This is a genomic window from Salipiger bermudensis, from assembly GCF_017309175.1.
GTDB classification, from domain to species: Bacteria; Pseudomonadota; Alphaproteobacteria; order Rhodobacterales; family Rhodobacteraceae; genus Salipiger; species Salipiger bermudensis.
In genome coordinates this window covers 72,408-94,816 of the sequence record NZ_JAEKJV010000002.1, presented here as the reverse complement: position 1 = coordinate 94,816, position 22,409 = coordinate 72,408, and the positions used below count along the sequence as shown (strand labels likewise).

Sequence of the window (22,409 nt, the reverse complement as noted above, 5' to 3'; positions counted from 1 at the left end):
GGAGGGGACGAAGCATTGATCCGGGTGGACAACCTGCACCGCCATTTCGGCGGCTTCCGCGCCGTTGACGGCGCCTCGCTCGAGATTGCCGACGGCTCGATCACCGGGCTGGTGGGTCCGAACGGGGCCGGCAAGTCGACGCTTTTCAACGTCATCGCCGGCGCCCTGCCGCCGACCTCAGGAACGGTCTGGATGGATGGCGAGGACATCACCGGCCTGCCGCCGCACGCGCTCTTCCACAAGGGCCTGCTGCGCACCTTCCAGATCGCGCACGAGTTCTCGTCGATGAGCTGCCGCGAGAACCTGATGATGGTGCCGGGCGAACAGGCCGGCGAGAGCCTGTGGAATGCCTGGTTCGGGCGCGGTCGCATCGCCCAGGAAGAGGCCGCGCTTCTGAAGAAGGCCGACGAGGTGCTCGATTTCCTCACCATCTCGCATCTGAAGGACGAGAAGGCCGGCAATCTTTCCGGCGGGCAGAAGAAGCTGCTCGAGCTGGGCCGCACGATGATGGTGGATGCCAAGATCGTGTTCCTCGACGAGGTCGGTGCGGGCGTGAACCGCACGCTTCTGAACACCATCGCCGACACCATCGTGAAGCTCAACCGCGAGCGCGGCTACACCTTCTGCGTCATCGAGCACGACATGGATTTCATTGGCCGCATCTGCGACCCGGTCATCGTCATGGCCGAGGGCAAGAAGCTGGCCCAGGGCACGCTCGACGAGATCAAGGCCAACGACGCCGTGATTGAGGCCTATCTTGGCACCGGGCTCAAGAACAAGGAGGCGGCGGGATGAGATCGGCGCTGCGCGGTGGGGGCGCTGCCCCCACACCCCCGAGGTATTTTCGAACCAAAGAAGAGGGGGCCCGGTCATGAGCGGCGGCCCCTATGACGACCGTGGCAACCACGACGCCAGCATCACCAACCCGCGCGGCATGGCCGAGGACGATCCCGTGCACGCGGGCGGCCACGAGCACCCTGCCCCCGGCGGGCCGTTCCTGATCGGCGAGGCGATGACCGGCGGCTATGGCCGCGGCGCGGATATCCTGCACAGCTGCACCATCGCGGTGGATCGCGGCGAGATCGCCGTCATCGTCGGGCCCAACGGTGCCGGCAAGTCGACGGCGATGAAGGCGGTGTTCGGCATGCTGAGCCTGCGCGAGGGCATGGTGCGGCTCGACGGCGAGGATATCACCGAGCTGTCTCCGCAGGCGCGTGTGCGCAAGGGCATGGGCTTCGTGCCGCAGACCCACAACATCTTCACCTCGATGACGGTCGAGGAAAACCTCGAGATGGGTGCCTTCATCCGGCGCGACGACATCTCGGACACCATGGAGCAGGTCTTTGATCTGTTCCCGATCCTCAAGGACAAGCGCAAACAGGCGGCGGGCGAGCTCTCGGGCGGCCAGCGCCAGCAGGTGGCAGTGGGCCGGGCGCTGATGACCAAGCCCAAGGTGCTGATGCTCGACGAGCCCACCGCCGGCGTCAGCCCGATCGTCATGGACGAGCTCTTCGACCGCATCATCGAGGTCGCCCGCACCGGGCTGCCGGTGCTGATGGTCGAGCAGAACGCCCGCCAGGCGCTGGCCATCGCCGACAAGGGCTACGTGCTGGTTCAGGGCCGCAACGCCCATACCGGCACCGGCAAGGCGTTGCTCGCGGATGACGAGGTCCGCCGCAGCTTCCTGGGGGGCTGAGCCATGACCCGTTTTCACACAAGACCAAGAATAACCGGGGAGCACCCGTGATGGATTTCCTCAACGCATTGGTCGCGCTGGCCAATTTCGTTTTCATTCCGGCCATTGCCTACGGCAGCCAGCTGGCGCTGGGGGCGCTGGGCGTGACGCTGATCTACGGCATCCTGCGGTTCTCCAACTTCGCCCATGGCGACACCATGGCGATCGGCACCATGTTCACCATCCTGGTGACCTGGGGGTTGCAGGCGCTGGGTGTGAGCTTCGGCCCGCTGCCCACGGCGCTGCTGGCCATTCCCTTCGGCATCGTGCTGACCTCGCTCCTGGTGCTGGGCACCGACCGGCTGGTCTATCGTTTCTACCGGGAGCAGAAGGCCAAGCCGGTGATCCTCGTGATCGTGTCGATGGGGGTGATGTTCATCTATAACGGCCTCACGCGCCTGATCATCGGCCCCGGCGACCAGAACTTCGCCGATGGTGAGCGCTTCCTGATCTCGGCGCGCGACTTCAAGACGATGACCGGGCTCGACGAGGGGCTGGCGCTGAAATCGACGCAGGCGATCACGGTAGTTGTGGCGATCCTCGTGGTGGCGCTGCTGTTCTGGTTCCTCAACCACACCCGCACCGGAAAATCGATGCGTGCCTATTCCGACAACGAAGATCTGGCGCTGCTGTCGGGCATCAACCCCGAGCGCGTGGTGATGGTCACCTGGATCATCGTGGCGGCGCTGGCGGTGGTGGCGGGCACGCTCTACGGGCTCGACAAGAGCTTCAAGCCCTTCACCTACTTCCAGATCCTGCTGCCGATCTTCGCCAGCGCCATCGTCGGCGGGCTTGGCTCGCCGCTGGGGGCCATCGCCGGCGGCTTCATCATCGCCTTCTCCGAGGTCGGCATCACCTATGCCTGGAAGAAGGTGCTCACCTACATGCTGCCCGAAAGCCTCGAGCCATCGGGGCTCGTGCAGCTCCTGTCCACCGACTACAAGTTCGCCGTCAGCTTCGTGATCCTGATCATCGTGCTGCTGTTCCGGCCGACAGGTCTGTTCAAGGGGAAATCGGTATGAGGACGCTCGCTCTCTTCGCGCTCGTCGCGGCGCTGATCCTTGGCACCGGAGTCCTGCAGAGCTGGAACTCCGCCCTGATCATCCTCAACATGGGACTGGTGAGCGCCATCATGGCGCTTGGGGTCAACCTGCAATGGGGACTTGCCGGGCTGTTCAACGTCGGTGTCATGGGCTTCGTCGCGCTTGGCGGGCTGGCCGTGGTGCTGACCTCGGTGGCGCCCGTGCCCGAGGCCTGGGCCGCGGGTGGCTGGCGTGTGCTGGGGGCCATCGCTTTTGCGCTTGCCGCCATCGCGGGCGCCGTCTTCGCCTGGAAGACCCTGCCCCGCAAGACCCGTGGCTGGGCCGTTGCCGCCATCGCCGTGGTTGGGTTCTTCCTCTATCGCGCCATCCTCGACCCGGCGGTGTCGGCCATCGAGTCGGTCGACCCGGCCGCCACCGGCTTCCTCGGCGGGCTCGGTCTGCCGGTGCTGCTGGCCTGGCCTGTGGGCGGTCTGCTCGCCGCGGGCGTTGCGTGGGTCATCGGCAAGACCGCGCTCGGGCTGCGCTCGGACTACCTCGCCATCGCAACGTTGGGCATCGCCGAGATCATCATCGCGCTCTTGAAAAACGAGGACTGGCTGACCCGCGGCGTCAAGAACGTCATCGGCCTGCCGCGCCCCGTTCCCTACGAGATCGACCTGCAGAATGACGCGGGCTTCGTCGAGACCGCCGCGGGCATCGGGCTCGACCCGACCACCGCCTCGACGATCTACGTCAAACTCGGCTACTCGGTGCTTTTCGCCGTGGTGCTGGTGGTGCTTCTGGTGCTGGCACAGCTGGCGCTGAACTCGCCCTGGGGGCGGATGATGCGCGCGGTCCGCGACAACGAGGAAGCCGCCGAGGCGATGGGCAAGGATGTCACCGCGCGGCACCTGCAGATCTTCATCCTCGGCTCGGCGCTCTGCGGCATCGCCGGCGCCATGATGACCACGCTCGACGGTCAGCTCACCCCCTCGAGCTACCAGCCGCTGCGCTACACCTTCCTGATCTGGGTGATGGTGATCGTCGGCGGCTCTGGCAACAACCTCGGCGCGGTTCTGGGCGGGTTCCTGATCTGGTTCCTCTGGGTCCAGGTGGAGCCGATGGGCCAATGGCTGATGGGCGTGATCACCGCTGGCATGGCGGATGGCTCGGCGCTCAAGGCGCACCTGCTGGGCAGCGTGCAGCACATGCGGCTTCTGACCATGGGGGTGATCCTGCTGCTGGTGCTGCGCTTTGCCCCGCGCGGCCTGTTGCCGGAGCGCTGATAACAGACGCTTAATCTCTGGTGCCGCAAGATGGCCCCGGTGACCGCGCCGGGGCCTTTTTCTTGCGAGGGTGTTTCGCAAGGATCCGCCGACGGCGCGGTGCACCACGACAGCCCTTGGAACGCAGAGCATGAGTGGACGTTGCCCCGGTATGAGACAGATGGAATGGACCCGCATCACCCGGAACTGGAACCAGGCCGCAGGCCGCCTTCGGCAGCGCTTTCCGCATGTCGATGACGCAGCGCTCAGCGATGCGCCGCCTCAGGTCGACGAGGTCGCGCGCCACGTGGCCGATCGGCACGATCTGACGCTGCATGAGGCGCGGCGCGAGGTCGAGGATCTGCTGTTCCCGGTCCGCTTGCCGGAACCGCTGCAGCGCGCGGCGGGCTGATCCCGGCAGGCGCGAATTCATCCTCCGGGGGCGGAACCCGGACAGCTCAGGCAGCGTTTCTCGAACAGGTATAGGAGGCTGCGCCGATGCTCGATTTCTTCTTCCGCCCGAAACGTCCCATCGCCCCCGGAACGCCCTCCCGGCCCCTGACGGAGCCGGCACGCGAGGTGCCGAAAGACGCCGCACCGCAGATCAACACGGCACAGCCCGAGGATCTGGCGTTCTGGCGTGCCGAGGACGAGCTTGCAAAGCTCGCCGCGCTGGCTCGCGGAAGCTGATCTGAAGAGGTAACGCTGTTGCAGAGGCCCTGCCGTCAGGCGCGACGCTCAGCCCAGCGAGGTAATCCAGAGGATCGTCGCATCCTCCGGGCTTACCGAAACCACGTTGTGGCCCATGCTGGCATCGTAATAGGCGCTGTCACCGCGGCGCATCTCGATCGGCTCGTAGAACTCGGTGTAGAGCGTGACAACACCGGTGAGCACGTAGAGGAACTCCTCGCCGTCGTGCCGCACCCAGCCGTCGAACTCTTCCATGCTCCGGGCGCGCACGCGGGCGCGGTAGGGCAGCATCTTCTTCTTGGTCAGGCTTTCGGCAAGCAGCTCGTGCTCGTAGGTCACCGTGGCCTGGTGCAGGCCCTGTCCCTCGCGCGTGTGCACCATCCGGCCCGAGACCTGCTCCTTCTTCGGCGGCGTAAAAAGCTGCGGCACTCCGATCCCGAGACCGACCGCAAGCTTCTTCAGCGCGTCATAGGTTGGCGACATCTGCCCGTTCTCGATCTTCGACAGCGTCGAGCGTGCCAGCCCGGCCTCGCGGGCCGCCTGCTCCAGTGTCCAGTCGCGGGCCTTGCGCAGCTCGCGCACGCGCGCCCCAAGGTCGAGCGGTTCGGCAGAGGCCTCTTCGCCGGTTTCCCGCGCCAGGCGGATCAAGGTCTTCGGGTCGCGGGTCATGGCTCTTCCTATAGGGCCGCCACGGGAGCCTTGCAACAAATCCGGAGCGGCCCTAAGCCAATGGCATGGTCTCGCTTTTCGATGAAGGCGCCTATGCGCCCTGCCCCGCGCCGTTCAACCTCGCCGCCCACGTGCTGGAGGCGGGCCACGCCACGCCCGACAAGATCGCGCTGGCCATCGTCAGGCCCACTGGCGCGGAGCGCTGGTCCTATCACCGGCTGATTGCCGCGGTCCGAGGCACCGCCACCGGCCTGCTCGAGGCGGGGCTCGCGCCGGGGGACATCGTGCTCATGCGGCTCGGCAACACCGTCGATTTCCCGATCGCCTATCTCGGTGCCATCGCCGCCGGGCTTGTGCCGGTGCCGACGTCGTCGCAGCTCACCGCACGCGAGGTGGCGCCGATGCTGGACCACCTGAAGCCCGCTGCCATCCTGCGGGGCGAGGGCGTCGCCAGCCCCGACACCGAGATCCCGGTCTTTGGCCCCGAGAGTTTCGAGGCGTGGCACACGCTGCCGCCCGCGCCCTGGCACATGGGCGATCCCGAGCGGCTGGCTTATATCATCTACACCTCCGGCACCTCCGGCTTTCCGCGTGCCGTGGGCCATGCCCATCGGGCGATCTGGGCGCGTCAGATGATGATGGAGGGCTGGTACGGCCTGCATCCGAGCGACCGGCTGCTACATGCCGGTGCCTTCAACTGGACCTACACGCTGGGCACGGGGCTCATGGATCCGTGGACGATGGGGGCGACAGCGCTTATCCCGGCGGCGGGCATCGATCCGGCGCAGCTGCCGCTCCTGCTCAAGCGCAACGATGCGACGATCTTCGCCGCCGCCCCGGGCGTCTATCGCAAGCTGCTGAAATACCCGCTGCCGCCGATGCCGAAGCTGCGCCACGGCCTGGCCGCAGGTGAAAAGCTCACCGCCGCCACCAGCGACGCCTGGCGCGAGGCCACCGGCAACGAGATCTACGAGGCCTTCGGCATGTCCGAATGCTCGACCTTCATCTCATCCGCCCCCGCGCATCCTTGCGATGCCGACATGCTGGGCCGTCCGCAGGCCGGGCGCCGCGTGGCAATCCTTGGCGAGGATGGCGCGCCGGTGCCGTTGAACGAGCCCGGCACCATCGCCGTGCATCGCTCCGATCCGGGACTGATGCTGGGCTATGTCGGCGCGCCGGAGGACACCGCGCAGCGGTTTATCGGCGACTGGTTCCTCACCGGCGATCAGGGCTGCATGAATGAGGATGGCCAGATCCGCTATCTCGGGCGCGGCGACGACATGATGAACGCCGGTGGCTACCGGGTCTCACCGATCGAGGTCGAGGCGGCGCTGGCCGACTTGCCGGGCATCACCGAAATCGGCGTCACGGACGTGGCGGTGAAAGAGGGCGTCAGCGTGATCGCGGCCTTCTACGTGGCCGAGGAAGAGCTCGACGAGACCATGCTCGCCGCCCGCGCTGCCGAGCGTCTTGCGCGCTACAAGCAGCCCCGCGCCTATCTGCGGATCGATGCCCTGCCGCGCAATGCAAACGGCAAGCTCATCCGCAAGGCACTGAAGGACCACGCGATTTCCTGAGCCGGGCCGGTCAGGCCGCGAACAGCACCACCAGGATCCCCACGGTCGCCGCGCCGATTACCGTCGACAGAACCACCGACGAGGAGGCCAGCCGCTCGGCCCGGTGCCGGGCGGCGAAGATGACGTAGAGGGTGAACATCGGCATTGCCGCGAACAGCGTGGCGCCTCGGATCTCGTCCTCGCTCATCGCGGTGAACAGCGACAGGGCCGCGAAGACCAGCACGGGATGCAGCAGAAGCTTCGCCCCGGCAACAAGGAAGACCGGCGGGTCGACCTCGTCGAGCCGCGAGCGCGCGACGTTGCCGCCGACGAGGAACAGCGAGATCAGCGGCGCCGCCGCGACGATCATGCTCCGGGTCTTGTCCAGCGGCTCGGCCAGCACCAGCCCGGTTGCCCCGAAGGCGAGCCCCGCCAAGAGGCCGAGCACGGTGGGGTTCTGCAGCGTCGTCTTCGCGGTGTGCAGCATCGCCTGCGAGGCCGGTAGCCCACGCTGCCGGCTCAGCACGTCGCCAAGCGTCAGGGCCAGCGGGATGACGACCATGTTCTCCACGACCATGATCCACGCAAACAGCCGGTCCGCCACGTCCGGCAGGACGATCATCGTGATGGGGTAGCCGAGAAACACCGAGTTCGGCACCGACGAGCCGAGCGCGGCCACCCAGCTCTGCCCCGGCCCGTACCCAAAGAGCTTGTTCAGCGCGAACCGTACCAGCGTCAGCGTGGCAAGCGACGCCAGCGCGTAGACAAGGATGAACCGCCAGTTGAACTGGCTCAGGTCGCCGGCACTGGACACGGCCGAGAAGATCAGCACCGGGACGCAGACAATCAGCATGAAGCGGCTGAGCTGCGGCAGGACCTCCGGCGCAATGAGCTTGCTCTTGATGATGCCGAACCCCAGCAGGATCAGCAGGTAGATCGGCAACAGCGTAAGAAGGGGTGCGAGCATGGGATGCCTTTTTGTATGTGCACTTTCTAACCACTGTGAGGCGCCTTGCAAAGACGCGGCCGCTACGGGGGCAGCCAAATGGCAGGCTGGACGCTGGCCGCGCCCAGAGCTTAGGCTCGATGGATATTACCCACGCTGCGGAGCACCCTTCGCGCGCAACCAGTGCTTTCAATCTGAGGAATTGCCATGAAACACGTTCTGACCGTGCTCGCCTTGTGCCTTTGCGCCGCCGGGGGCAGCGCCTCCGCCCAATCCTGCTCCGAGATCCGCTTCGCCAGCGGCGCCTCGTCGGGCGAGGTCTCGGGGCGCGTCACCGACAATGCACCGCTCTGCTTCGTCTTCGGCACCGGCGCGGGCCAAAGCGCCCGGCTGCAGCTGCTTGGCAGCGACAACACCTGCTTCACCATTCCCGGCGTGACCGACTGCCAGGACGATTTCAGCTTCCGCACCAGCGCCGGAACCTACCGCGTCAATGTCTTCCAGCTGTTCCGGGCCCCTGCCTACGAGCAGTTCACCCTGCGGCTCACGATCCGCTAAACAAACCGTACGCCAAGAAAAAAGGCCCCGCGAGGAGGCCCTTCAAAGGTTCGCTGACGGGGCTCGGTATTCTTACCGCTCGTTGTCTTCTGCCTGCGGCCCCGACCGCGCAGGGTGACCTCGGCCCCCCCGGATATCCGGCAGGGCACATGCGCGCCCTGCCCTGATCTCTCAGCTGCAGCCGCTGGTCGAGCCGCAGGTGTTGCACTTCATGCAGGTGCCGTTGCGCACCAGCGTGTAGTTGCCGCATTCGCCGCACGGATCGCCCTCGTAGCCCTGCATCCGGGCCTTGGCGCGGGCGTCCATCGCCACGGCGGAGGTCGAGGTGCTGAGCGTCGCAACCGTGCTCTGCACCGCCCCTGCGCTCATCGCTCCGTGCGAGGCCACGGGGCCGGTCCCGGTCCGCTGGCCGCCCTGCAGCACCACCAGTTCCTGCGGCAGGCGCTTGCGGAGATATCCGGTCGAGGAGATCTGCTTGAGCATCTCCAGCGAGCGCGCCGCGGTGTTCTCGGACAATTCCTCCACATTCGACACACTCTCTTCCTCGCCGCGGCCGAGATCGTCGAAGGTCGCGCCAGAGGGCTTCACATGCGCCAGATCGGTGCGGTCGAGATAGGAGACCGCCAGTTCGCGGAAGATGTAGTCGAGGATCGAGGTGGCGTTCTTGATGCTGTCATTGCCCTGCACCATGCCCGCGGGCTCGAACTTGGTGAAGGTGAAGGCGTCGACGAACTCCTCCAGCGGCACCCCGTATTGCAGGCCGACCGAGACCGCGATGGCGAAGTTGTTCATCATCGCGCGGAAGCCGGCGCCTTCCTTGTGCATGTCGATGAAGATCTCGCCGAGGTTGCCGTCCTCGTATTCCCCGGTGCGGAGATAGACCTTGTGGCCGCCGACGATGGCCTTCTGGGTATAGCCCTTGCGGCGCTCGGGCATCTTGGTACGCCCGGCGCGGATGACCTCCTTGACCACCACCTTCTCGACGATCTTCTCGGCGATGACCTGCGCCTTCTCCTGCGGCGTGCCGCTCTCGAGGGTTTCGAGCGCGTCGTCGTCATCCTCGACCAGCGCCGAGGCCAGAGGCTGGCTCAGCTTGGAGCCGTCGCGGTAGAGCGCATTGGCTTTTACCCCCAGCGACCAGGAAAGTTCATAGGCCTTCTGGCAATCCTCGACCGTGGCCGCGTTGGGCATGTTGATGGTCTTGGAAATCGCCCCGGAAATAAAGCTTTGCGCGGCGGCCATCATGTGGATGTGGCTGTTGACCGAGAGGTAACGCTTGCCCTTTTTTCCACAGGGATTTGCACAGTCGAAGATCGACAGGTGCTCGGATTTCAGATGCGGCGCGCCCTCGAGGGTCATGGTGCCGCAGACATGGTCGTTGGCAGCCTCGATATCGGCCTTGGTGAAGCCGAGATGCTTCAGCAGGTCAAAGGTCGGGTCCGAAAGCTTGTCGGCCGGAATGTTCAGACCGTCGCGGCAGAACGCCTCGCCCAGCGTCCACTGGTTGAACACGAAGCGGATGTCGAAGGCAGTGCCGAGGGCGCGCTCGACCTTCTCGATCTGCGCAGGGCCGAAGCCCATGCCGATCAGCGCGGTGTGGTTGATGCCGGGGGCATTCCCCAGCGTGCCGTGACCGACCGCGTAGCCCACGATCTCCTCGATCTGGCTCGAGCTGTAGCCCAGCTTCTCGAGCGCCGAGGGCACCGAGCGGTTGATGATCTTGAAGTAGCCGCCACCGGCGAGCTTCTTGAACTTCACCAGCGCGAAGTCGGGCTCGATGCCGGTGGTGTCGCAATCCATCACGAGGCCGATGGTGCCGGTGGGCGCGATCACCGAGACCTGCGCGTTGCGGTAGCCATGCTGCTCGCCCAGACGCAGTGCCTCGTCCCAGGCAGATTTCGCCAGTGCCACGAGCGCCTGATCGGGGCAGTTGCCGTGATCGAGGGCCACCGGCTTGACCGAGAGCCCCTCGTATCCGTCCGTCCTGCCATAGGCGGCGGTGCGGTGGTTGCGGATGACGCGCAGCATGTGCTCGGCGTTGCGCTCGTAGCCCGGGAAGGCGCCAAGCTCGCCGGCAATCTCGGCCGAGGTGGCATAGCTCACGCCGGTCATCAGCGCGGTCAGCGCACCGCAGAGGGCGCGGCCCTCGTCGCTGTCATAGCTGAACCCCATGTTCATCAGCAGGCCGCCGATATTGGCGTAGCCGAGGCCGAGGGTGCGGAAGTCATAGGAGAGCTGGGCAATTTCCTTCGAGGGGAACTGCGCCATCAGCACCGAGATTTCCAGCGTCAGCGTCCACAGGCGCGTGGCGTGCATGTAGCTCTCGGCATCGAACTGGCCGTCCTTGAGGAAGGTCAGCAGGTTCATCGAGGCAAGGTTGCAAGCCGTGTCGTCGAGGAACATGTATTCCGAGCACGGGTTCGAGCCGCGGATCTCGCCATCCGCCGGGCAGGTGTGCCAGGCATTGACGGTGTCGTGGAACTGGATGCCCGGATCGGCGCAGGCCCAGGCGGCGTGGCCGATCTGCTCCCACAGCTCCTTGGCGTCGACGGTCTTGGCGACCGAGCCGTCGGTGCGGCGGATGAGCTCCCACGGCCGGCCCTCGCGGACCGCCTCGAGGAAGGCATCGGTGACGCGGATCGAGTTGTTCGAGTTCTGGCCCGAGACGGTGGCATAGGCCTCGCTGTCCCAGTCGGTGTCATAGGTCGGGAACTCGATCGAGGCATAGCCCTGCCGCGCGTAATCGAGCACGCGCTTGATATAGGTTTCGGGGATCGCGACTTTCTTGGCCTCGCGGATCGCGGCCTTCAGCGCGGTATTGGCGTTGGCCTCATAGGCATCGCTCTCGAGCCCGTCCCACGCGCGGATCGCGTCGAAGATGGCGTTGAGCATCTTCTCGTGCATCTTCGAGCCGGCGACGATGCTCGCGACCTTCTGCTCTTCCTTGACCTTCCAGTTGATGAAATCCTCGATATCCGGGTGATCGGCATCGACGATGACCATCTTGGCGGCGCGGCGCGTGGTGCCGCCCGACTTGATCGCGCCGGCAGCGCGGTCGCCGATCTTGAGAAAGCCCATCAGGCCCGAGGACTTGCCGCCGCCCGAGAGACGCTCGTTCTCGGCGCGCAGGCTCGAGAAGTTGGTGCCGGTGCCGGAGCCGTACTTGAACAGGCGCGCCTCACGGACCCAGAGATCCATGATGCCGCCATCGCCCACCAGATCGTCGGCCACGGACTGGATGAAGCAGGCATGCGGCTGCGGGTGTTCATAGGCCGATTTCGACTTGGTCAGCTTGCCGGTCTTGTGATCGACATAGTAGTGGCCCTGCCCCGGACCATCGATGCCATAGGCCCAGTGCAGGCCGGTGTTGAACCATTGCGGGCTGTTCGGCGCCGCGGTCTGGCTCGCCAGCATGTGGCGCATCTCGTCGTAATAGGCCTGCGCGTCGTCCTCAGAGGTGAAGTAGCCACCCTTCCAGCCCCAGTAGGCCCAGGCGCCGGCGAGCCGGTCGAAGACCTGCTTGGCCGAGGTCTCGCCGCCACGCACCGCGTCCTTGTCGGCAGGCACCGAGCGCCACAGGAACTCGGGCACGTCCTTCTCGGCGACCTTCTTCAGGGTCGCGGGCACGCCGGCCTTGCGGAAATATTTCTGCGCGATGACGTCAGAGGCCACCTGGCTCCACTTTGCGGGAACTTCGAGTTCGTCGAGCTTGAAAACGGTGGAGCCGTCAGGGTTACGGATCTCAGAGGTCGTGGTGACGAACTCGATGCCCGCATATGCGTCCTGGCCGGCCTGCGTGTACTTTCTCTCGATCTTCATCGCTGTTCTGCCCTCAGCTGCCCAAATCTTTTGCCGGTCGGCAGAGACAGCCTCTCCGGGCAGCGACGGAAGCCAATCCGTCCCTGTCAGGTTTTCCTGTCTAACTGCTGTCTCGGTCTGTCCCCGCCGGCAACCACAACATGTTGTGATCTTGCCTCCGGCCCCCACAAACTGACGCAAGTGACCGGACTGGGTCAACGTGTTTTTCAGGACCGTCACATATATTTTGCGTTGTGCGCCGGGCCCCATACTAGGGCTATGGGTTGTTCCAAAGTCATCCACACCCGGAGCCAAAACCGCCTCGGGCCGCTGGACAAGGGAAATCCCCGCCTGCGAGGCGGTTTATCCACAGCTGTTGAGAACTGCCCTGAGCATATCTCCCAGAGTGTCATGACATTCCTGCAACAGCGGTGTTTCCGGAAGGAACAGGGAATGTCTGCCGAAAAACCGGGCAGCACGTGCTGATGACGCGATCAATCGCGCGACCAAGACGGCAAGGGCCCGGAATCACGCGGCATTGATGATGATGTGAGGAAAGTGGTCGGGGCGGCGAGATTCGAACTCACGACCTTCTGTACCCAAAACAGACGCGCTACCAGGCTGCGCTACGCCCCGACAGGCTCCGCATAAAGCGAAGCCGGAGGATTGAAAAGGGCCAATCCGCGCGGCGCGCTACTCGCAGGGCCAGACCGGATCGCCGGTAATGGCCGGATGCATCATTTCGCTGCCTTCAGCGATGCCAAGCTGTGCCGCCATGCCGCCATTGATTTCGAGCACGTATTGCACCGGCTCGCCGCTCGGGATCGGCGTTTCGTCATGCGGGATCGCCATCGGGTGAACCTTGACCACCCGTCCCTGCGCATCGGCAAAAATCATGTCGAGCGGAATGAGCGTATTCTTCATCCAGAACGCGGTCGGGCGCTCTGCCTCGTAGACGAAAAGCATCCCCGCGCCCGGCGGCATCTGCTCGACATGCATCAGCCCTTGTGCGCGTTCCGCCGCATCGTCGGCCACCTCGACGCTCAGGCGCACACTGCCCCAGTCGCCGCGGAGCCAGATGGCATCATCGCGGCAGGACTGTGCAACAAGCGGGCCGCCCGCGAGGGCGGCAGTCAGCAGTGTCAGGAGGGAGAAATTGCGGCTTCCCATGCATTTACCTCGGTGGCCATCTGCCCACGCTTGCCGTTAATCACGCGAATTGCAAGCGCTTCCCCGGGCTGAAGGTCCGCGAGGCCGGAGCGCCGCAACACTTCGATGTGAATGAACACGTCATCCGAGCGGCCGAACACGTTGGCAAAGCCGAAGCCCTTGGCCTTGTCGAACCATTTGACCCGTGCGGGCTCGAGCGGAGCCGATCGCATGATCTCGGGATCGACATCCTCGAAATCTGCCAGCGGAGCGCCGGACGGCGCTTCGGGCGGTTCGATCCTGCGCACTTCTGTCGCCTGAATTCCACGTTCTGTCCGTTGCGCGCTGACCTCGATTCGGGCCCCGTCGGCCACTGAGCTCTGGCCGAAATTGCGCAGGACATTGGCATGAAGCAGGATATCGGGCCCACCTTCATCGGCGATTACAAAGCCAAATCCCTTTACGGGATCGAACCACTTTACCTTCCCGAGAACGTCGAACGTCTCTTCGTCATGCTGTGTCAACTGTGCTTCCATTGGTCGTCATGCGTATCCCCGCTTCCCTCTTGCGACAGGCAGGGCAGCAAATGCAAGCCCACTCAACTTATATTTGCAAGCCTGTGCAGTTCACGTGACGTGAAATTCACGGGTTCAGCCGGTCCACGTTCCATGGGTCGGCAATGGACCGCCGACGCCACACGAAACGGTCATGCAACCGGAAGGCGCCATCCGCCCAGAACTCGATCTCCAATGGGGCGATCCGAAACCCACCCCAGAATGGCGGACGTTTCGGCGTCGCGCCATGGGTTGCGGTGATTTTCGCCACGTCAGCCATCAAAGACGCGCGCGAAGACAGGGGTTGCGACTGCCGCGACGCCCATGCTCCGAGACGGGATTTCAGAGAGCGGCTGTTGTAATAGGCGTCGGCTTGCGGTCCGTCTTCGCGGGTCACCGTTCCGCGCACCCGCACCTGACGGCGTAACGATTTCCAATGCATCACGAAGCCGGCCTTGCCGCTTTCTGAAAGTTCCTGCCCCTTCGCACTCTCGTAATTGGTGTAGAACACGAAGGCATCCGGCTCGATCTCCTTGAGCAGCACCATGCGCACATTGGGCAGACCATCCGGGTCGACCGTGGCCAGCGCGATGGCGTTGGGATCGTTGATCTCGGTCTTCTCGGCCTCGGCCAGCCAGCTGCGGGCGATCGCGAACGGGTCGTCCCCCGCGAAGATGCCTGTGCGGTCGGACATATCGGTTCTCCTTCACCTGCGATGACAGCGCAAACCCTTGAAGCCGTTCCGGGCTTGCCCTAAAGGGTTTCGAACACAGAAATGCCGGGCGGAGATAGGAAATGTCAAACACTCTGATGGCGGGCAAGCGCGGCCTGATCATGGGCCTCGCCAACGACAAATCAATCGCCTGGGGCATCGCCAAGGCACTTCGCGACGCCGGTGCCGAGCTCGCCTTCTCCTATCAGGGCGACGCCCTGAAGAAGCGGGTCGATCCGCTGGCCGCTCAACTTGGAAGCGACATCGTGCTGCCCTGCGACGTGGGCGACGAGGCCTCGATCGACGGGCTGTTCGACGGGCTGAAAGAGCGCTGGGACAACCTCGACTTCATCGTCCACGCCATCGGGTTTTCGGACAAGAGCGAGCTGCGGGGCCGCTATGTCGATACCAGCCGCGACAACTTCAAGCTGACCATGGACATCTCGGTCTACTCGTTCACCGCCGTCATGCAGCGGGCCGAGAAGATGATGACCAAGGGCGGCTCCGCCCTCACCCTCACCTATTACGGTGCCGAGCGCATCATGCCGCATTACAACGTCATGGGCGTGGCCAAGGCGGCGCTCGAGGCGTCGGTGCGCTATCTCGCCGAGGATCTCGGCCGCGACGGCATCCGCGTGAACGCGATCTCCGCCGGTCCGATCAAGACGCTGGCGGCGTCGGGCATCGGCGATTTCCGCTACATCATGAAGTGGAACGAGTACAACTCGCCTCTGCGCCGCAACGTGACCATCGACGATGTCGGCGGCTCGGCGCTCTACCTGCTGTCGGATCTCGGCGCGGGCGTCACCGGCGAGACCCATCACGTCGATGCAGGCTATCACATCGTCGGCATGAAGGCGCCGGACGCGCCTGATATCACCAAGGGCTGAGGAGGAGCTCGCATGACCAAAGACCTTCTGCCGCATGAAAAGGGCTTTCACGTCAGCTGGGACCAGCTGCACCGCGACGCGCGGGCGCTGGCCTGGCGGCTTCAGGGCCACGGGCCCGAAGATGGCGGCTGGAAGGCAGTGGTGGCAATCACCCGGGGCGGCATGGCCCCGGCGATGATCATCGCCCGCGAGCTCGACATCCGCACCGTCGACACGATCAGCGTCAAGAGCTACCACTCGGGCGGCGGAAAGGCCGACCAGCGGCGTGAGGCGCAGGTGCTGAAATCGCCCGACGCGGAGCTTGTCGGCGATGGCGACGGCATCCTGATCATCGACGACCTGGTCGACAGCGGCAAGACGCTCGAACTGGTGCGCAGTCTCTACCCCAAGGCCCATGTGGCGACGGTCTATGCCAAGCCGATGGGAAAGCCGATGGTCGACAGCTACATCACGGAAGTCAGCCAGGACACCTGGATCTTCTTCCCGTGGGACATGGCGCTGCAATACGTAAAGCCCTATCGCGGCGATTCCGACTGAGCGCCAAAATTTTTCGTACGAAAAATTTGCCGCCCCGCGCCCGATCAAGGCGCGGGGCGTCTTACGTTTAGAGCGCCGCGGCCAGCGTGTCGCGCCACGGCGTCGTCGGGCGACCGAGCAGGGTCGAGAGCGTCTTGTCCTCGCTGTAGAGACCGCCCTGCGCGGCGCCCTTCTCGCTGTCGGCCAGCATCTCGGCCACCGGTGCCGGCAGGCCCGCTCCGATCAGCGCCGCCTGATAGGCCTCGGGGGGCATGTCGGTGTAGCCGATCTCCTTGCCCGAGAGCTCCGAGAGCGCAGCTGCGAAGTCCGGCAGGCTGTAGGAGGTGTCACCGGCCAGCTCGTAGACCGTGCCCGAGGCCGGCAGATCGCCGCTCAGCACGATGGCCGCCGCTTCGGCATAGTCGGCGCGCGTGGCGCTCGAGACCCGGCCGTCGCCGATGGTGCCGATCATGCCGCCATGCTCCAGCGCCGTCGGAACGCCCATGGTGTAGTTCTCGGTGTACCAGCCATTGCGCAGCAGCGCGTAAGTCAGGCCCGAGGCCGCCAGCGCCTGCTCTGTCGCCATGTGCTCCGCCGGCAGCACGGTCAGCGGCGAGCTGTCGGCGCCGAGGATCGAGGTGTAGGCGATGAACCCGACGCCCGCGCTCTTGGCGGAGTCGATCACGTTGCCATGCTGCGCCGCGCGCTTGCCGACCTCGCTCGACGACACCAGCAGCAGGCGCTCGACGCCCGCGAAGGCTGCGGTCAGCGCCGCCGGATCGTCATAGGAGGCCACGCGGACGCTCACGCCCTTGGCTTCCAGCGGAGCCGCGGCCTCGGGGCGGCGCACCAGCGCACCGACCTCGTCTGCCGGCACGCGGGCCAGAAGCGCGTCGATGACGAGGCCGCCAAGCTGTCCGGAGGCGCCGGTGACAAGGTATTTGAGCGTGTCAGACATGGGATGTTCCTTTCGTGCGAATTTGGTCTATAACCGTGATATGGTCTCGGATGTAGACCGCCTGTAGGGCGCTGTGAAGGAGGCACTTTATCATGACCAGGGAACATGCAGGTAACCCGGACGGCATCGAGATCCTGCGCCAGCTTGCGTCCTTCGACGGCGCGCCGGACGATCCCGGCGTCTGCCCGGTGCGCGATGTGCTCGACCGGGTGGGCCAGAAGTGGACGCTGCTGCTGCTGATCGCCCTCACCACCGGTCCGAAGCGCTTTTCGGCGCTGCAACGTCAGGTCGGCGACATCTCCAAGCGGATGCTGACCCAGAGCCTGCGCCAGCTCGAGCGCGACGGGCTGATCTCGCGGCAGGTCTTTCCGACCAAGCCGCCATCGGTAGAATACGCCCTGACCGAGCTTGGTCATTCCGCGCTCGAGCCGATTGCCATCCTGACCGACTGGGCCGACCGCAACCACGGCCGCATCCGCGCCGCGCGCGCGTCCTTCGACACCTCGGAAGCCTGAGCGAAGCGCCCGCCACGGCGGGCCTTTCCCCGCCCGGAGCGGCCTGATAGCGTGCGCCGAAATCACGCCGGATCCGACAAAATGACCCAACTCAGCCGCACGCAATCCACCTTCACACCGCCGGTCCCCGAGGCCAAGCGCTGGATCGAGGGCGTGTCCTTTCCCGCCGACCGACCGCTGATCAACGTGAGCCAGGCCGCGCCCGTGGATCCGCCGCCCGCCGCCCTGCGCCGCGCCATGGCCGAGGCGATGGAGCAGCCCGAGACCCATCTCTACGGCCCGGTCCTCGGCCTGCCGGCGCTGCGCACCGCGCTGGCCCGCGACTGGAGCGCGCATTATGACGCCGAGGTGAGCGCCGATCAGGTCGCGATCACCGCGGGCTGCAATCAGGCCTTTGCGGCCACCATGGCCGCCATCGCCGGCGAGGGCGACGAGGTGCTGCTGCCGACGCCGTGGTACTTCAATCACAAGATGTGGCTCGACATGCAGGGCGTGCGCACCGTGCCGCTGCCCACTGGCGACGACCTGCTGCCCGGGGCCGAGGATGCCCGCGCCCTGATCAGCCCGAAGACCCGCGCCATCGTGCTGGTCTCGCCCAACAATCCCGGCGGGGTCGAGTATCCGGCCGAGACCCTGCGGGCGCTCTACGACCTTGCCCGTGAGCATGGCATCAAGCTGATCGTCGACGAAACCTACAAGGACTTCGACAGCCGCTCCGGTGCGCCGCACGATCTGCTGCGCCAGCCGGGCCACGAAGACACGCTGATCCAGCTCTACAGCTTCTCCAAGGCCTACCGTCTCACCGGCCATCGCGTGGGCGCGATCATCGCGGCGCCGGACCTGCTCGAGGAGGTCGAGAAGTTCCAGGACACGGTGGCGATCTGCGCACCGCAGCTCGGCCAGATCGCGGCGCTCTGGGGGCTCGAGAACCTGAGCCAGTGGGTCGCCGGCGAGCGTGACGAGATCCTCGCGCGCCGCGAGGCGATCACCGCGCAGTTCCCGCGGCTCAAAGCGCGTGGCTGGCGGCTCAAGGGCCTTGGCGCCTACTTCGCGTATGTCGAACATCCCTTCGCCGAAGGCTCCGACGTGTTGGGGCGCAAGCTGGTGCACGAGGCCGGCATCCTCGCCCTGCCCGGCACCATGTTCGTGCCGCCGGAGGACCCTGCCGGCGCGCGGCATTTCCGCTTCGCCTTCGCCAATCTCGACGCGGACGCGATCACGGTGCTGTTCGACCGGCTCGACGCGCTGGACTGGCCCCTTGCGGGGACCGACAGCCCGTCATAGACACGGGCGCCAGAACCATAAGGGGAAGAGGCAGTCATGGCGCGCGGAAAAGCCGGCATCACCAAGTACATCGTCTGGGCGATCCTGATCGCCTCGTTCGTCGGTTTCGGCGCCTTCGGCACGGTGAATTTCTCCGGCGGGGTCGGCAATATCGGCTCGGTCGGCGACACCACGATCTCGACCAGCGACTATGCCCGCGCGCTGCAATCCGAGCTGCGCGCCCAGCAGGCCCAGACCGGCCGGGCGATCACGGTCGAGCAGGCGCGCCAGTCCGGCCTCACCGATCAGGTGCTGGCGCAGGTCGTGACCAATGCCGCGCTCGAGGACGAGACCACCCGGATCGGCCTTTCGGTCGGGGACGAGCGCGTTGCCGAGGACCTGAGCAATGTCGAGGCCTTCAACGGCCCGGACGGCAATTTCGACCGCAGCGCCTATGCCTACGCGCTGCAGAATGCCGGCCTCAACGAAGGCGAGTTCGAGGAAAACCTGCGCCGCGACGCCGCGCGCTCGATCCTCAGCGCCGCGGTGATCTCGGGCACCGCCCTGCCCGACGCCTATGTCGACACGCTGCTCGAGTATATCGGCGAGAGCCGCGCCTTCACCTGGGCCACGCTTGAGCGCGACGCGCTCAACACAGGCCTGCCGGTGCCGTCAGAAGACGAGCTGCAAGCTTGGTACGATGACAATATCGACCTCTTCACCCTGCCCGAGACCAAGGTCATCACCTTCGCCTGGCTGACGCCGGACATGATCGTCGACACCGTCGAGGTCGAGGAAGACGCCCTGCGCGCCGCCTATGACGAGCGCGCCGAGGAGTTCAACCTGCCCGAGCGGCGCCTGATCGAGCGGCTGGTGTTCAGCACCGAGGCCGAGGCCCAGGCCGCCGCCGACCGCATCGCCTCGGGCGAGGCGGATTTCGAGACCGTGGTCGACGAGCGCGGCCTGGCGCTGATCGACACCGACATGGGCGATGTGACCCGCGACACGCTGGGCGACGCCGCCGAGCCGGTGTTCTCGGCCGAGGTCGGCGATGTCGTGGGCCCGGCGCCCTCCTCCTTCGGCCCGGCACTCTACCGTGTCAACGGCGTGCTGCCGGCGCAGGAAACCCCATATGAAGAGGCGGTGCCGGATCTGCGTGACGCACTGGTGCTCGACCGGGCCCGCCGGGTGATCGAGGGCATGGCCTCGAGCATCGACGACGAGCTTGCCGGCGGCGCGACGCTGGAAGAGCTGGCGCAGGACACCGACATGGAGCTTGGCCAGATCGACTGGACCGCCAGCACCGACACCGGCATCGCCGGCTACCAGTCCTTCCGCGAGGCGGCCTCCGCCGTGGCCGAGGGAGACTATCCGGCAATCGCCGAGCTTGGCGACGGCGGCATCTTCGCGCTGCGCCTCGACGAGCTTCGCGCCCCCGCGCCTGCCCCGTTCGAGGATGTGCGCGACCGGGTCGAGCAGCTCTGGGAGCAGGAGCAGGCCACCGACGCGCTGCTGGCACAGTCCGAAGAGATCGCGACCCGTATCTCCGAGGACCAGAGCTTTGGCGAGAACGGGCTCGATGCCAGCGCAGAGAGCGGCCTGACCCGCGAGTCGCGCATTCAGGGTCTGCCGGCGGCGGTGCTCGAGGCGGTGTTCGACATGGCCGCAGGAGAGGCCCGCGCGGTGCGCGGCGACGGTGCGGCGCTGATCGTGCGGCTCGATGACGTCACCCCGGTCAACATGGAAGACCCGCAGATCCAGCAGCTTGGCAACGCGCTGCGCGACCAGGCGGCGGGCAGCGTCTCGCAGGACCTGTTCCGCGCGCTCAATGCCGACATCCAGTCGCGTGCCGGCATCAGCATCGACCAGTCCGCGGTGAACTCCGTGCTCAGCACCCTGCAGTAAGGCCCATCATGGCGACGCTCATTCCCGCTTTCGAAGACTTCGCGCCGGCCTACGAGGCCGGCAGGAACCAGGTGGTCTACGCGCGCCTTGCCGCCGATCTCGACACGCCGGTCTCGCTGATGCTCAAGCTGACCGGCGCCGCCAAGGATGCCTTCATGCTCGAGTCGGTGACCGGCGGCGAGGTGCGCGGGCGCTACTCGATCATCGGCATGAAGCCCGACGTGGTGTGGAAGTGTCACGGCGAGACGTCGCAGATCAACCGGCAGGCGCGCTTCGACCCCGAGGCCTTCGAGCCGGTCGAGAGCGATCCGCTCACCGCGCTGCGCGAGCTCATCGCGGAAAGCCGGATCGAACTCCCCGAGGATCTGCCGCAGGCCTCTGCCGGGCTGTTCGGCTATCTCGGCTATGACATGATCCGGCTGGTCGAGCACCTGCCGAACGTCAATCCCGATCCGCTCGGCCTGCCCGACGCATTGATGCTGCGCCCTTCGGTCGTCGCCGTGCTCGACGGGGTCAAGGGCGAGGTCACCGTGGTGGCGCCGGCTTGGGTGCAGGACGGGGTGTCCGCCCGCGCCGCCTATGCCCGTGCCGCCGAGCGCGTGATGGATGCGGTGCGCGATCTCGAACGCGCGCTGCCGCAAGCGAGCCGCGATCTCGGCGAGGCGCACGAGGCCGGAGAGCCGGTGTCGAACTTCACCCGCGAGAGCTACAAGGCCGCGGTCGAGACCGCCAAGGATTACATCCGCAAGGGCGACATCTTCCAGGTCGTGCCGGCGCAGCGCTGGACCCAGACCTTCCCGCTGCCGCCCTTCGCACTCTACCGCTCGCTGCGGCGGACCAACCCGTCGCCCTTCATGTTCTATTTCAACTTCGGCGGCTTCCAGGTGATCGGTGCTTCTCCCGAGATCCTCGTTCGGGTCTTTGGTCGAGAGGTGACGATCCGGCCCATCGCCGGCACCCGTCCGCGCGGCGCCACGCCCGAGGAGGATCGCGCACTCGAAGCCGATCTTCTGGCCGACAAGAAGGAGCTGGCCGAGCACCTCATGCTGCTCGACCTGGGCCGCAACGACACCGGAAAGGTGTCGAAGATCGGCACCGTTCGCCCCACCGAGAAGTTCATCATCGAGCGCTACAGCCACGTGATGCACATCGTCTCCAACGTCGTGGGCGAGCTGGCCGATGATCAGGACGCGCTGTCGGCCTTTTTCGCCGGGATGCCTGCGGGAACCGTCTCGGGCGCGCCCAAGGTGCGCGCGATGGAGATCATCGACGAGCTCGAACCCGAGAAGCGCGGCGTCTATGGCGGCGGCGTGGGGTATTTCAGCGCCGGCGGCGACATGGATATGTGCATCGCGCTGCGCACCGCCATCGTGAAGGACGAGAAGCTCTACATCCAGGCTGGCGGCGGCGTGGTCTATGACAGCGACCCCGAGGCCGAGTACATGGAGACGGTGCACAAATCCAACGCCATTCGCCGCGCGGCGGCGGACGCGGCGCGGTTCACCTCCTCCGGCAACAGCTGAGACACGGGCCCGCTTGGGCCCGTTTTCCTTCAGCGCCCCGTCCGATCCCTCTGCCAAATCCGTCCCTCGACGCCCGCCGCGCCATCGGCGGCCCGCGGGATGGCGATCCTTGCTCAGAATCCCTCGTTTTATCCCAGCCATATCCGAAGGACCTCGCAGCGAAGCGCCTGCGGCCCAAGATCGCC

General features: G+C 65.9%; 21 protein-coding genes and 1 tRNA gene. 14 read left to right on the top strand and 8 right to left on the bottom strand.

What is annotated here, in order from left to right; translation table 11 throughout:
- Positions 1-15 precede the first annotated feature (15 nt).
- The 6 genes from JF542_RS03230 to JF542_RS03205 all read left to right on the top strand — a co-directional run bounded on the left by JF542_RS03230 (position 16) and on the right by JF542_RS03205 (position 4,712).
- Complete coding sequence (locus JF542_RS03230) at positions 16-795, top strand: ABC transporter ATP-binding protein (protein WP_040544842.1); 780 nt, start codon at positions 16-18, stop codon at positions 793-795.
- A gap of 76 nt (positions 796-871) precedes the next feature.
- Positions 872-1,696 carry an ABC transporter ATP-binding protein gene (locus JF542_RS03225; RefSeq protein WP_207074727.1) on the top strand — a complete coding sequence of 275 codons (825 nt, stop codon included), beginning with the start codon at positions 872-874 and terminating at the stop codon, positions 1,694-1,696.
- Between the two features lie 50 nt (positions 1,697-1,746).
- Positions 1,747-2,757: a branched-chain amino acid ABC transporter permease gene (locus tag JF542_RS03220; RefSeq protein WP_007800452.1), complete on the top strand. Its 1,011-nt coding sequence runs from the start codon at positions 1,747-1,749 to the stop codon at positions 2,755-2,757.
- Positions 2,754-4,043, top strand: a complete 1,290-nt coding sequence (locus JF542_RS03215; RefSeq protein WP_207074726.1) for a branched-chain amino acid ABC transporter permease — start codon at positions 2,754-2,756, stop codon at positions 4,041-4,043. Before JF542_RS03220 ends, JF542_RS03215 begins: the two co-directional genes overlap by 4 nt.
- 151 nt (positions 4,044-4,194) lie before the next feature.
- Positions 4,195-4,434, top strand: a complete 240-nt coding sequence (locus tag JF542_RS03210) for a hypothetical protein (protein WP_144266925.1) — start codon at positions 4,195-4,197, stop codon at positions 4,432-4,434.
- A gap of 86 nt (positions 4,435-4,520) precedes the next feature.
- Positions 4,521-4,712 carry a hypothetical protein gene (locus JF542_RS03205; RefSeq protein ID WP_207074725.1) on the top strand — a complete coding sequence of 64 codons (192 nt, stop codon included), beginning with the start codon at positions 4,521-4,523 and terminating at the stop codon, positions 4,710-4,712.
- A 48-nt stretch (positions 4,713-4,760) separates the two neighbouring features.
- Here the strand turns inward: JF542_RS03205 and JF542_RS03200 are convergent, their stop codons facing one another.
- The gene (locus JF542_RS03200) at positions 4,761-5,381 is read right to left on the bottom strand and encodes a helix-turn-helix domain-containing protein (RefSeq protein WP_207074724.1); all 621 of its coding nucleotides are present in this window, start codon (positions 5,379-5,381) and stop codon (positions 4,761-4,763) included.
- Positions 5,382-5,446: 65 nt separating this feature from the next.
- Here JF542_RS03200 and JF542_RS03195 point away from each other — a divergent pair, with 65 nt between their 5' ends.
- Positions 5,447-6,958, top strand: a complete 1,512-nt coding sequence (locus JF542_RS03195) for a class I adenylate-forming enzyme family protein (RefSeq protein WP_207074723.1) — start codon at positions 5,447-5,449, stop codon at positions 6,956-6,958.
- Between the two features lie 10 nt (positions 6,959-6,968).
- Here the strand turns inward: JF542_RS03195 and JF542_RS03190 are convergent, their stop codons facing one another.
- Positions 6,969-7,904: an AEC family transporter gene (locus JF542_RS03190; protein WP_207074722.1), complete on the bottom strand. Its 936-nt coding sequence runs from the start codon at positions 7,902-7,904 to the stop codon at positions 6,969-6,971.
- Positions 7,905-8,090: 186 nt separating this feature from the next.
- On the opposite strand from JF542_RS03190, the gene JF542_RS03185 reads away from it, so the two are divergent.
- Positions 8,091-8,441: a hypothetical protein gene (locus JF542_RS03185; RefSeq protein ID WP_007800444.1), complete on the top strand. Its 351-nt coding sequence runs from the start codon at positions 8,091-8,093 to the stop codon at positions 8,439-8,441.
- A gap of 171 nt (positions 8,442-8,612) precedes the next feature.
- Here the strand turns inward: JF542_RS03185 and JF542_RS03180 are convergent, their stop codons facing one another.
- The 5 genes from JF542_RS03180 to pdxH form a co-directional block, all read right to left on the bottom strand.
- Positions 8,613-12,260 (bottom strand): vitamin B12-dependent ribonucleotide reductase, encoded by a 3,648-nt coding sequence (locus JF542_RS03180; RefSeq protein ID WP_207074721.1) that lies wholly within the window; start codon positions 12,258-12,260, stop codon positions 8,613-8,615.
- A 538-nt stretch (positions 12,261-12,798) separates the two neighbouring features.
- Positions 12,799-12,875: transfer RNA gene (locus JF542_RS03175), tRNA-Pro, on the bottom strand.
- Between the two features lie 57 nt (positions 12,876-12,932).
- On the bottom strand, positions 12,933-13,409 hold the full coding sequence (locus JF542_RS03170; RefSeq protein WP_207074720.1) for a DUF192 domain-containing protein: 477 nt from the start codon (positions 13,407-13,409) through the stop codon (positions 12,933-12,935).
- Positions 13,382-13,924: a cold-shock protein gene (locus tag JF542_RS03165; RefSeq protein WP_007800441.1), complete on the bottom strand. Its 543-nt coding sequence runs from the start codon at positions 13,922-13,924 to the stop codon at positions 13,382-13,384. The genes JF542_RS03170 and JF542_RS03165 overlap by 28 nt, the downstream gene beginning before the upstream one ends.
- Positions 13,925-14,030: 106 nt before the next feature.
- Positions 14,031-14,636, bottom strand: a complete 606-nt coding sequence (gene pdxH, locus JF542_RS03160) for a pyridoxamine 5'-phosphate oxidase (protein ID WP_007800440.1) — start codon at positions 14,634-14,636, stop codon at positions 14,031-14,033.
- Positions 14,637-14,737: 101 nt separating this feature from the next.
- Between pdxH and fabI the strand changes: the two genes are divergently transcribed.
- Both fabI and gpt read left to right on the top strand, forming a co-directional pair.
- Positions 14,738-15,544: an enoyl-ACP reductase FabI gene (fabI, locus tag JF542_RS03155; protein ID WP_207074719.1), complete on the top strand. Its 807-nt coding sequence runs from the start codon at positions 14,738-14,740 to the stop codon at positions 15,542-15,544.
- A 12-nt stretch (positions 15,545-15,556) separates the two neighbouring features.
- Positions 15,557-16,081 (top strand): xanthine phosphoribosyltransferase, encoded by a 525-nt coding sequence (gene gpt, locus JF542_RS03150; protein ID WP_207074718.1) that lies wholly within the window; start codon positions 15,557-15,559, stop codon positions 16,079-16,081.
- Between the two features lie 67 nt (positions 16,082-16,148).
- Here gpt and JF542_RS03145 read toward each other — a convergent pair whose 3' ends face one another.
- Entirely contained in the window at positions 16,149-17,018 is an 870-nt protein-coding gene (locus tag JF542_RS03145) for an SDR family oxidoreductase (RefSeq protein WP_207074717.1), read from the bottom strand.
- A 92-nt stretch (positions 17,019-17,110) separates the two neighbouring features.
- Here JF542_RS03145 and JF542_RS03140 point away from each other — a divergent pair, with 92 nt between their 5' ends.
- The 4 genes from JF542_RS03140 to trpE all read left to right on the top strand — a co-directional run bounded on the left by JF542_RS03140 (position 17,111) and on the right by trpE (position 22,224).
- Complete coding sequence (locus JF542_RS03140) at positions 17,111-17,533, top strand: winged helix-turn-helix transcriptional regulator (RefSeq protein WP_207074716.1); 423 nt, start codon at positions 17,111-17,113, stop codon at positions 17,531-17,533.
- Between the two features lie 81 nt (positions 17,534-17,614).
- The gene (locus tag JF542_RS03135; protein ID WP_207074715.1) at positions 17,615-18,817 is read left to right on the top strand and encodes an aminotransferase; all 1,203 of its coding nucleotides are present in this window, start codon (positions 17,615-17,617) and stop codon (positions 18,815-18,817) included.
- Positions 18,818-18,853: 36 nt separating this feature from the next.
- On the top strand, positions 18,854-20,701 hold the full coding sequence (locus JF542_RS03130; protein ID WP_207074714.1) for a peptidyl-prolyl cis-trans isomerase: 1,848 nt from the start codon (positions 18,854-18,856) through the stop codon (positions 20,699-20,701).
- An 8-nt stretch (positions 20,702-20,709) separates the two neighbouring features.
- The gene (gene trpE, locus JF542_RS03125) at positions 20,710-22,224 is read left to right on the top strand and encodes an anthranilate synthase component I (RefSeq protein WP_207074713.1); all 1,515 of its coding nucleotides are present in this window, start codon (positions 20,710-20,712) and stop codon (positions 22,222-22,224) included.
- Positions 22,225-22,409: the final 185 nt, after the last annotated feature.

Bases quoted from the DNA above. Each gene is read 5' to 3' on its own strand.
- JF542_RS03225 (WP_207074727.1), top strand. From the start codon at position 872: ATGAGCGGCGGCCCCTATGACGACCGTGGCAACCACGACGCCAGCATC.
- JF542_RS03220 (WP_007800452.1), top strand. From the start codon at position 1,747: ATGGATTTCCTCAACGCATTGGTCGCGCTGGCCAATTTCGTTTTCATT.
- JF542_RS03215 (WP_207074726.1), top strand. From the start codon at position 2,754: ATGAGGACGCTCGCTCTCTTCGCGCTCGTCGCGGCGCTGATCCTTGGC.
- JF542_RS03210 (WP_144266925.1), top strand. From the start codon at position 4,195: ATGAGACAGATGGAATGGACCCGCATCACCCGGAACTGGAACCAGGCC.
- JF542_RS03205 (WP_207074725.1), top strand. From the start codon at position 4,521: ATGCTCGATTTCTTCTTCCGCCCGAAACGTCCCATCGCCCCCGGAACG.
- JF542_RS03200 (WP_207074724.1), bottom strand. From the start codon at position 5,381: ATGACCCGCGACCCGAAGACCTTGATCCGCCTGGCGCGGGAAACCGGC.
- JF542_RS03195 (WP_207074723.1), top strand. From the start codon at position 5,447: ATGGTCTCGCTTTTCGATGAAGGCGCCTATGCGCCCTGCCCCGCGCCG.
- JF542_RS03190 (WP_207074722.1), bottom strand. From the start codon at position 7,904: ATGCTCGCACCCCTTCTTACGCTGTTGCCGATCTACCTGCTGATCCTG.
- JF542_RS03185 (WP_007800444.1), top strand. From the start codon at position 8,091: ATGAAACACGTTCTGACCGTGCTCGCCTTGTGCCTTTGCGCCGCCGGG.
- JF542_RS03180 (WP_207074721.1), bottom strand. From the start codon at position 12,260: ATGAAGATCGAGAGAAAGTACACGCAGGCCGGCCAGGACGCATATGCG.
- JF542_RS03170 (WP_207074720.1), bottom strand. From the start codon at position 13,409: ATGGGAAGCCGCAATTTCTCCCTCCTGACACTGCTGACTGCCGCCCTC.
- JF542_RS03165 (WP_007800441.1), bottom strand. From the start codon at position 13,924: ATGGAAGCACAGTTGACACAGCATGACGAAGAGACGTTCGACGTTCTC.
- pdxH (WP_007800440.1), bottom strand. From the start codon at position 14,636: ATGTCCGACCGCACAGGCATCTTCGCGGGGGACGACCCGTTCGCGATC.
- fabI (WP_207074719.1), top strand. From the start codon at position 14,738: ATGTCAAACACTCTGATGGCGGGCAAGCGCGGCCTGATCATGGGCCTC.
- gpt (WP_207074718.1), top strand. From the start codon at position 15,557: ATGACCAAAGACCTTCTGCCGCATGAAAAGGGCTTTCACGTCAGCTGG.
- JF542_RS03145 (WP_207074717.1), bottom strand. From the start codon at position 17,018: ATGTCTGACACGCTCAAATACCTTGTCACCGGCGCCTCCGGACAGCTT.
- JF542_RS03140 (WP_207074716.1), top strand. From the start codon at position 17,111: ATGACCAGGGAACATGCAGGTAACCCGGACGGCATCGAGATCCTGCGC.
- JF542_RS03135 (WP_207074715.1), top strand. From the start codon at position 17,615: ATGACCCAACTCAGCCGCACGCAATCCACCTTCACACCGCCGGTCCCC.
- JF542_RS03130 (WP_207074714.1), top strand. From the start codon at position 18,854: ATGGCGCGCGGAAAAGCCGGCATCACCAAGTACATCGTCTGGGCGATC.
- trpE (WP_207074713.1), top strand. From the start codon at position 20,710: ATGGCGACGCTCATTCCCGCTTTCGAAGACTTCGCGCCGGCCTACGAG.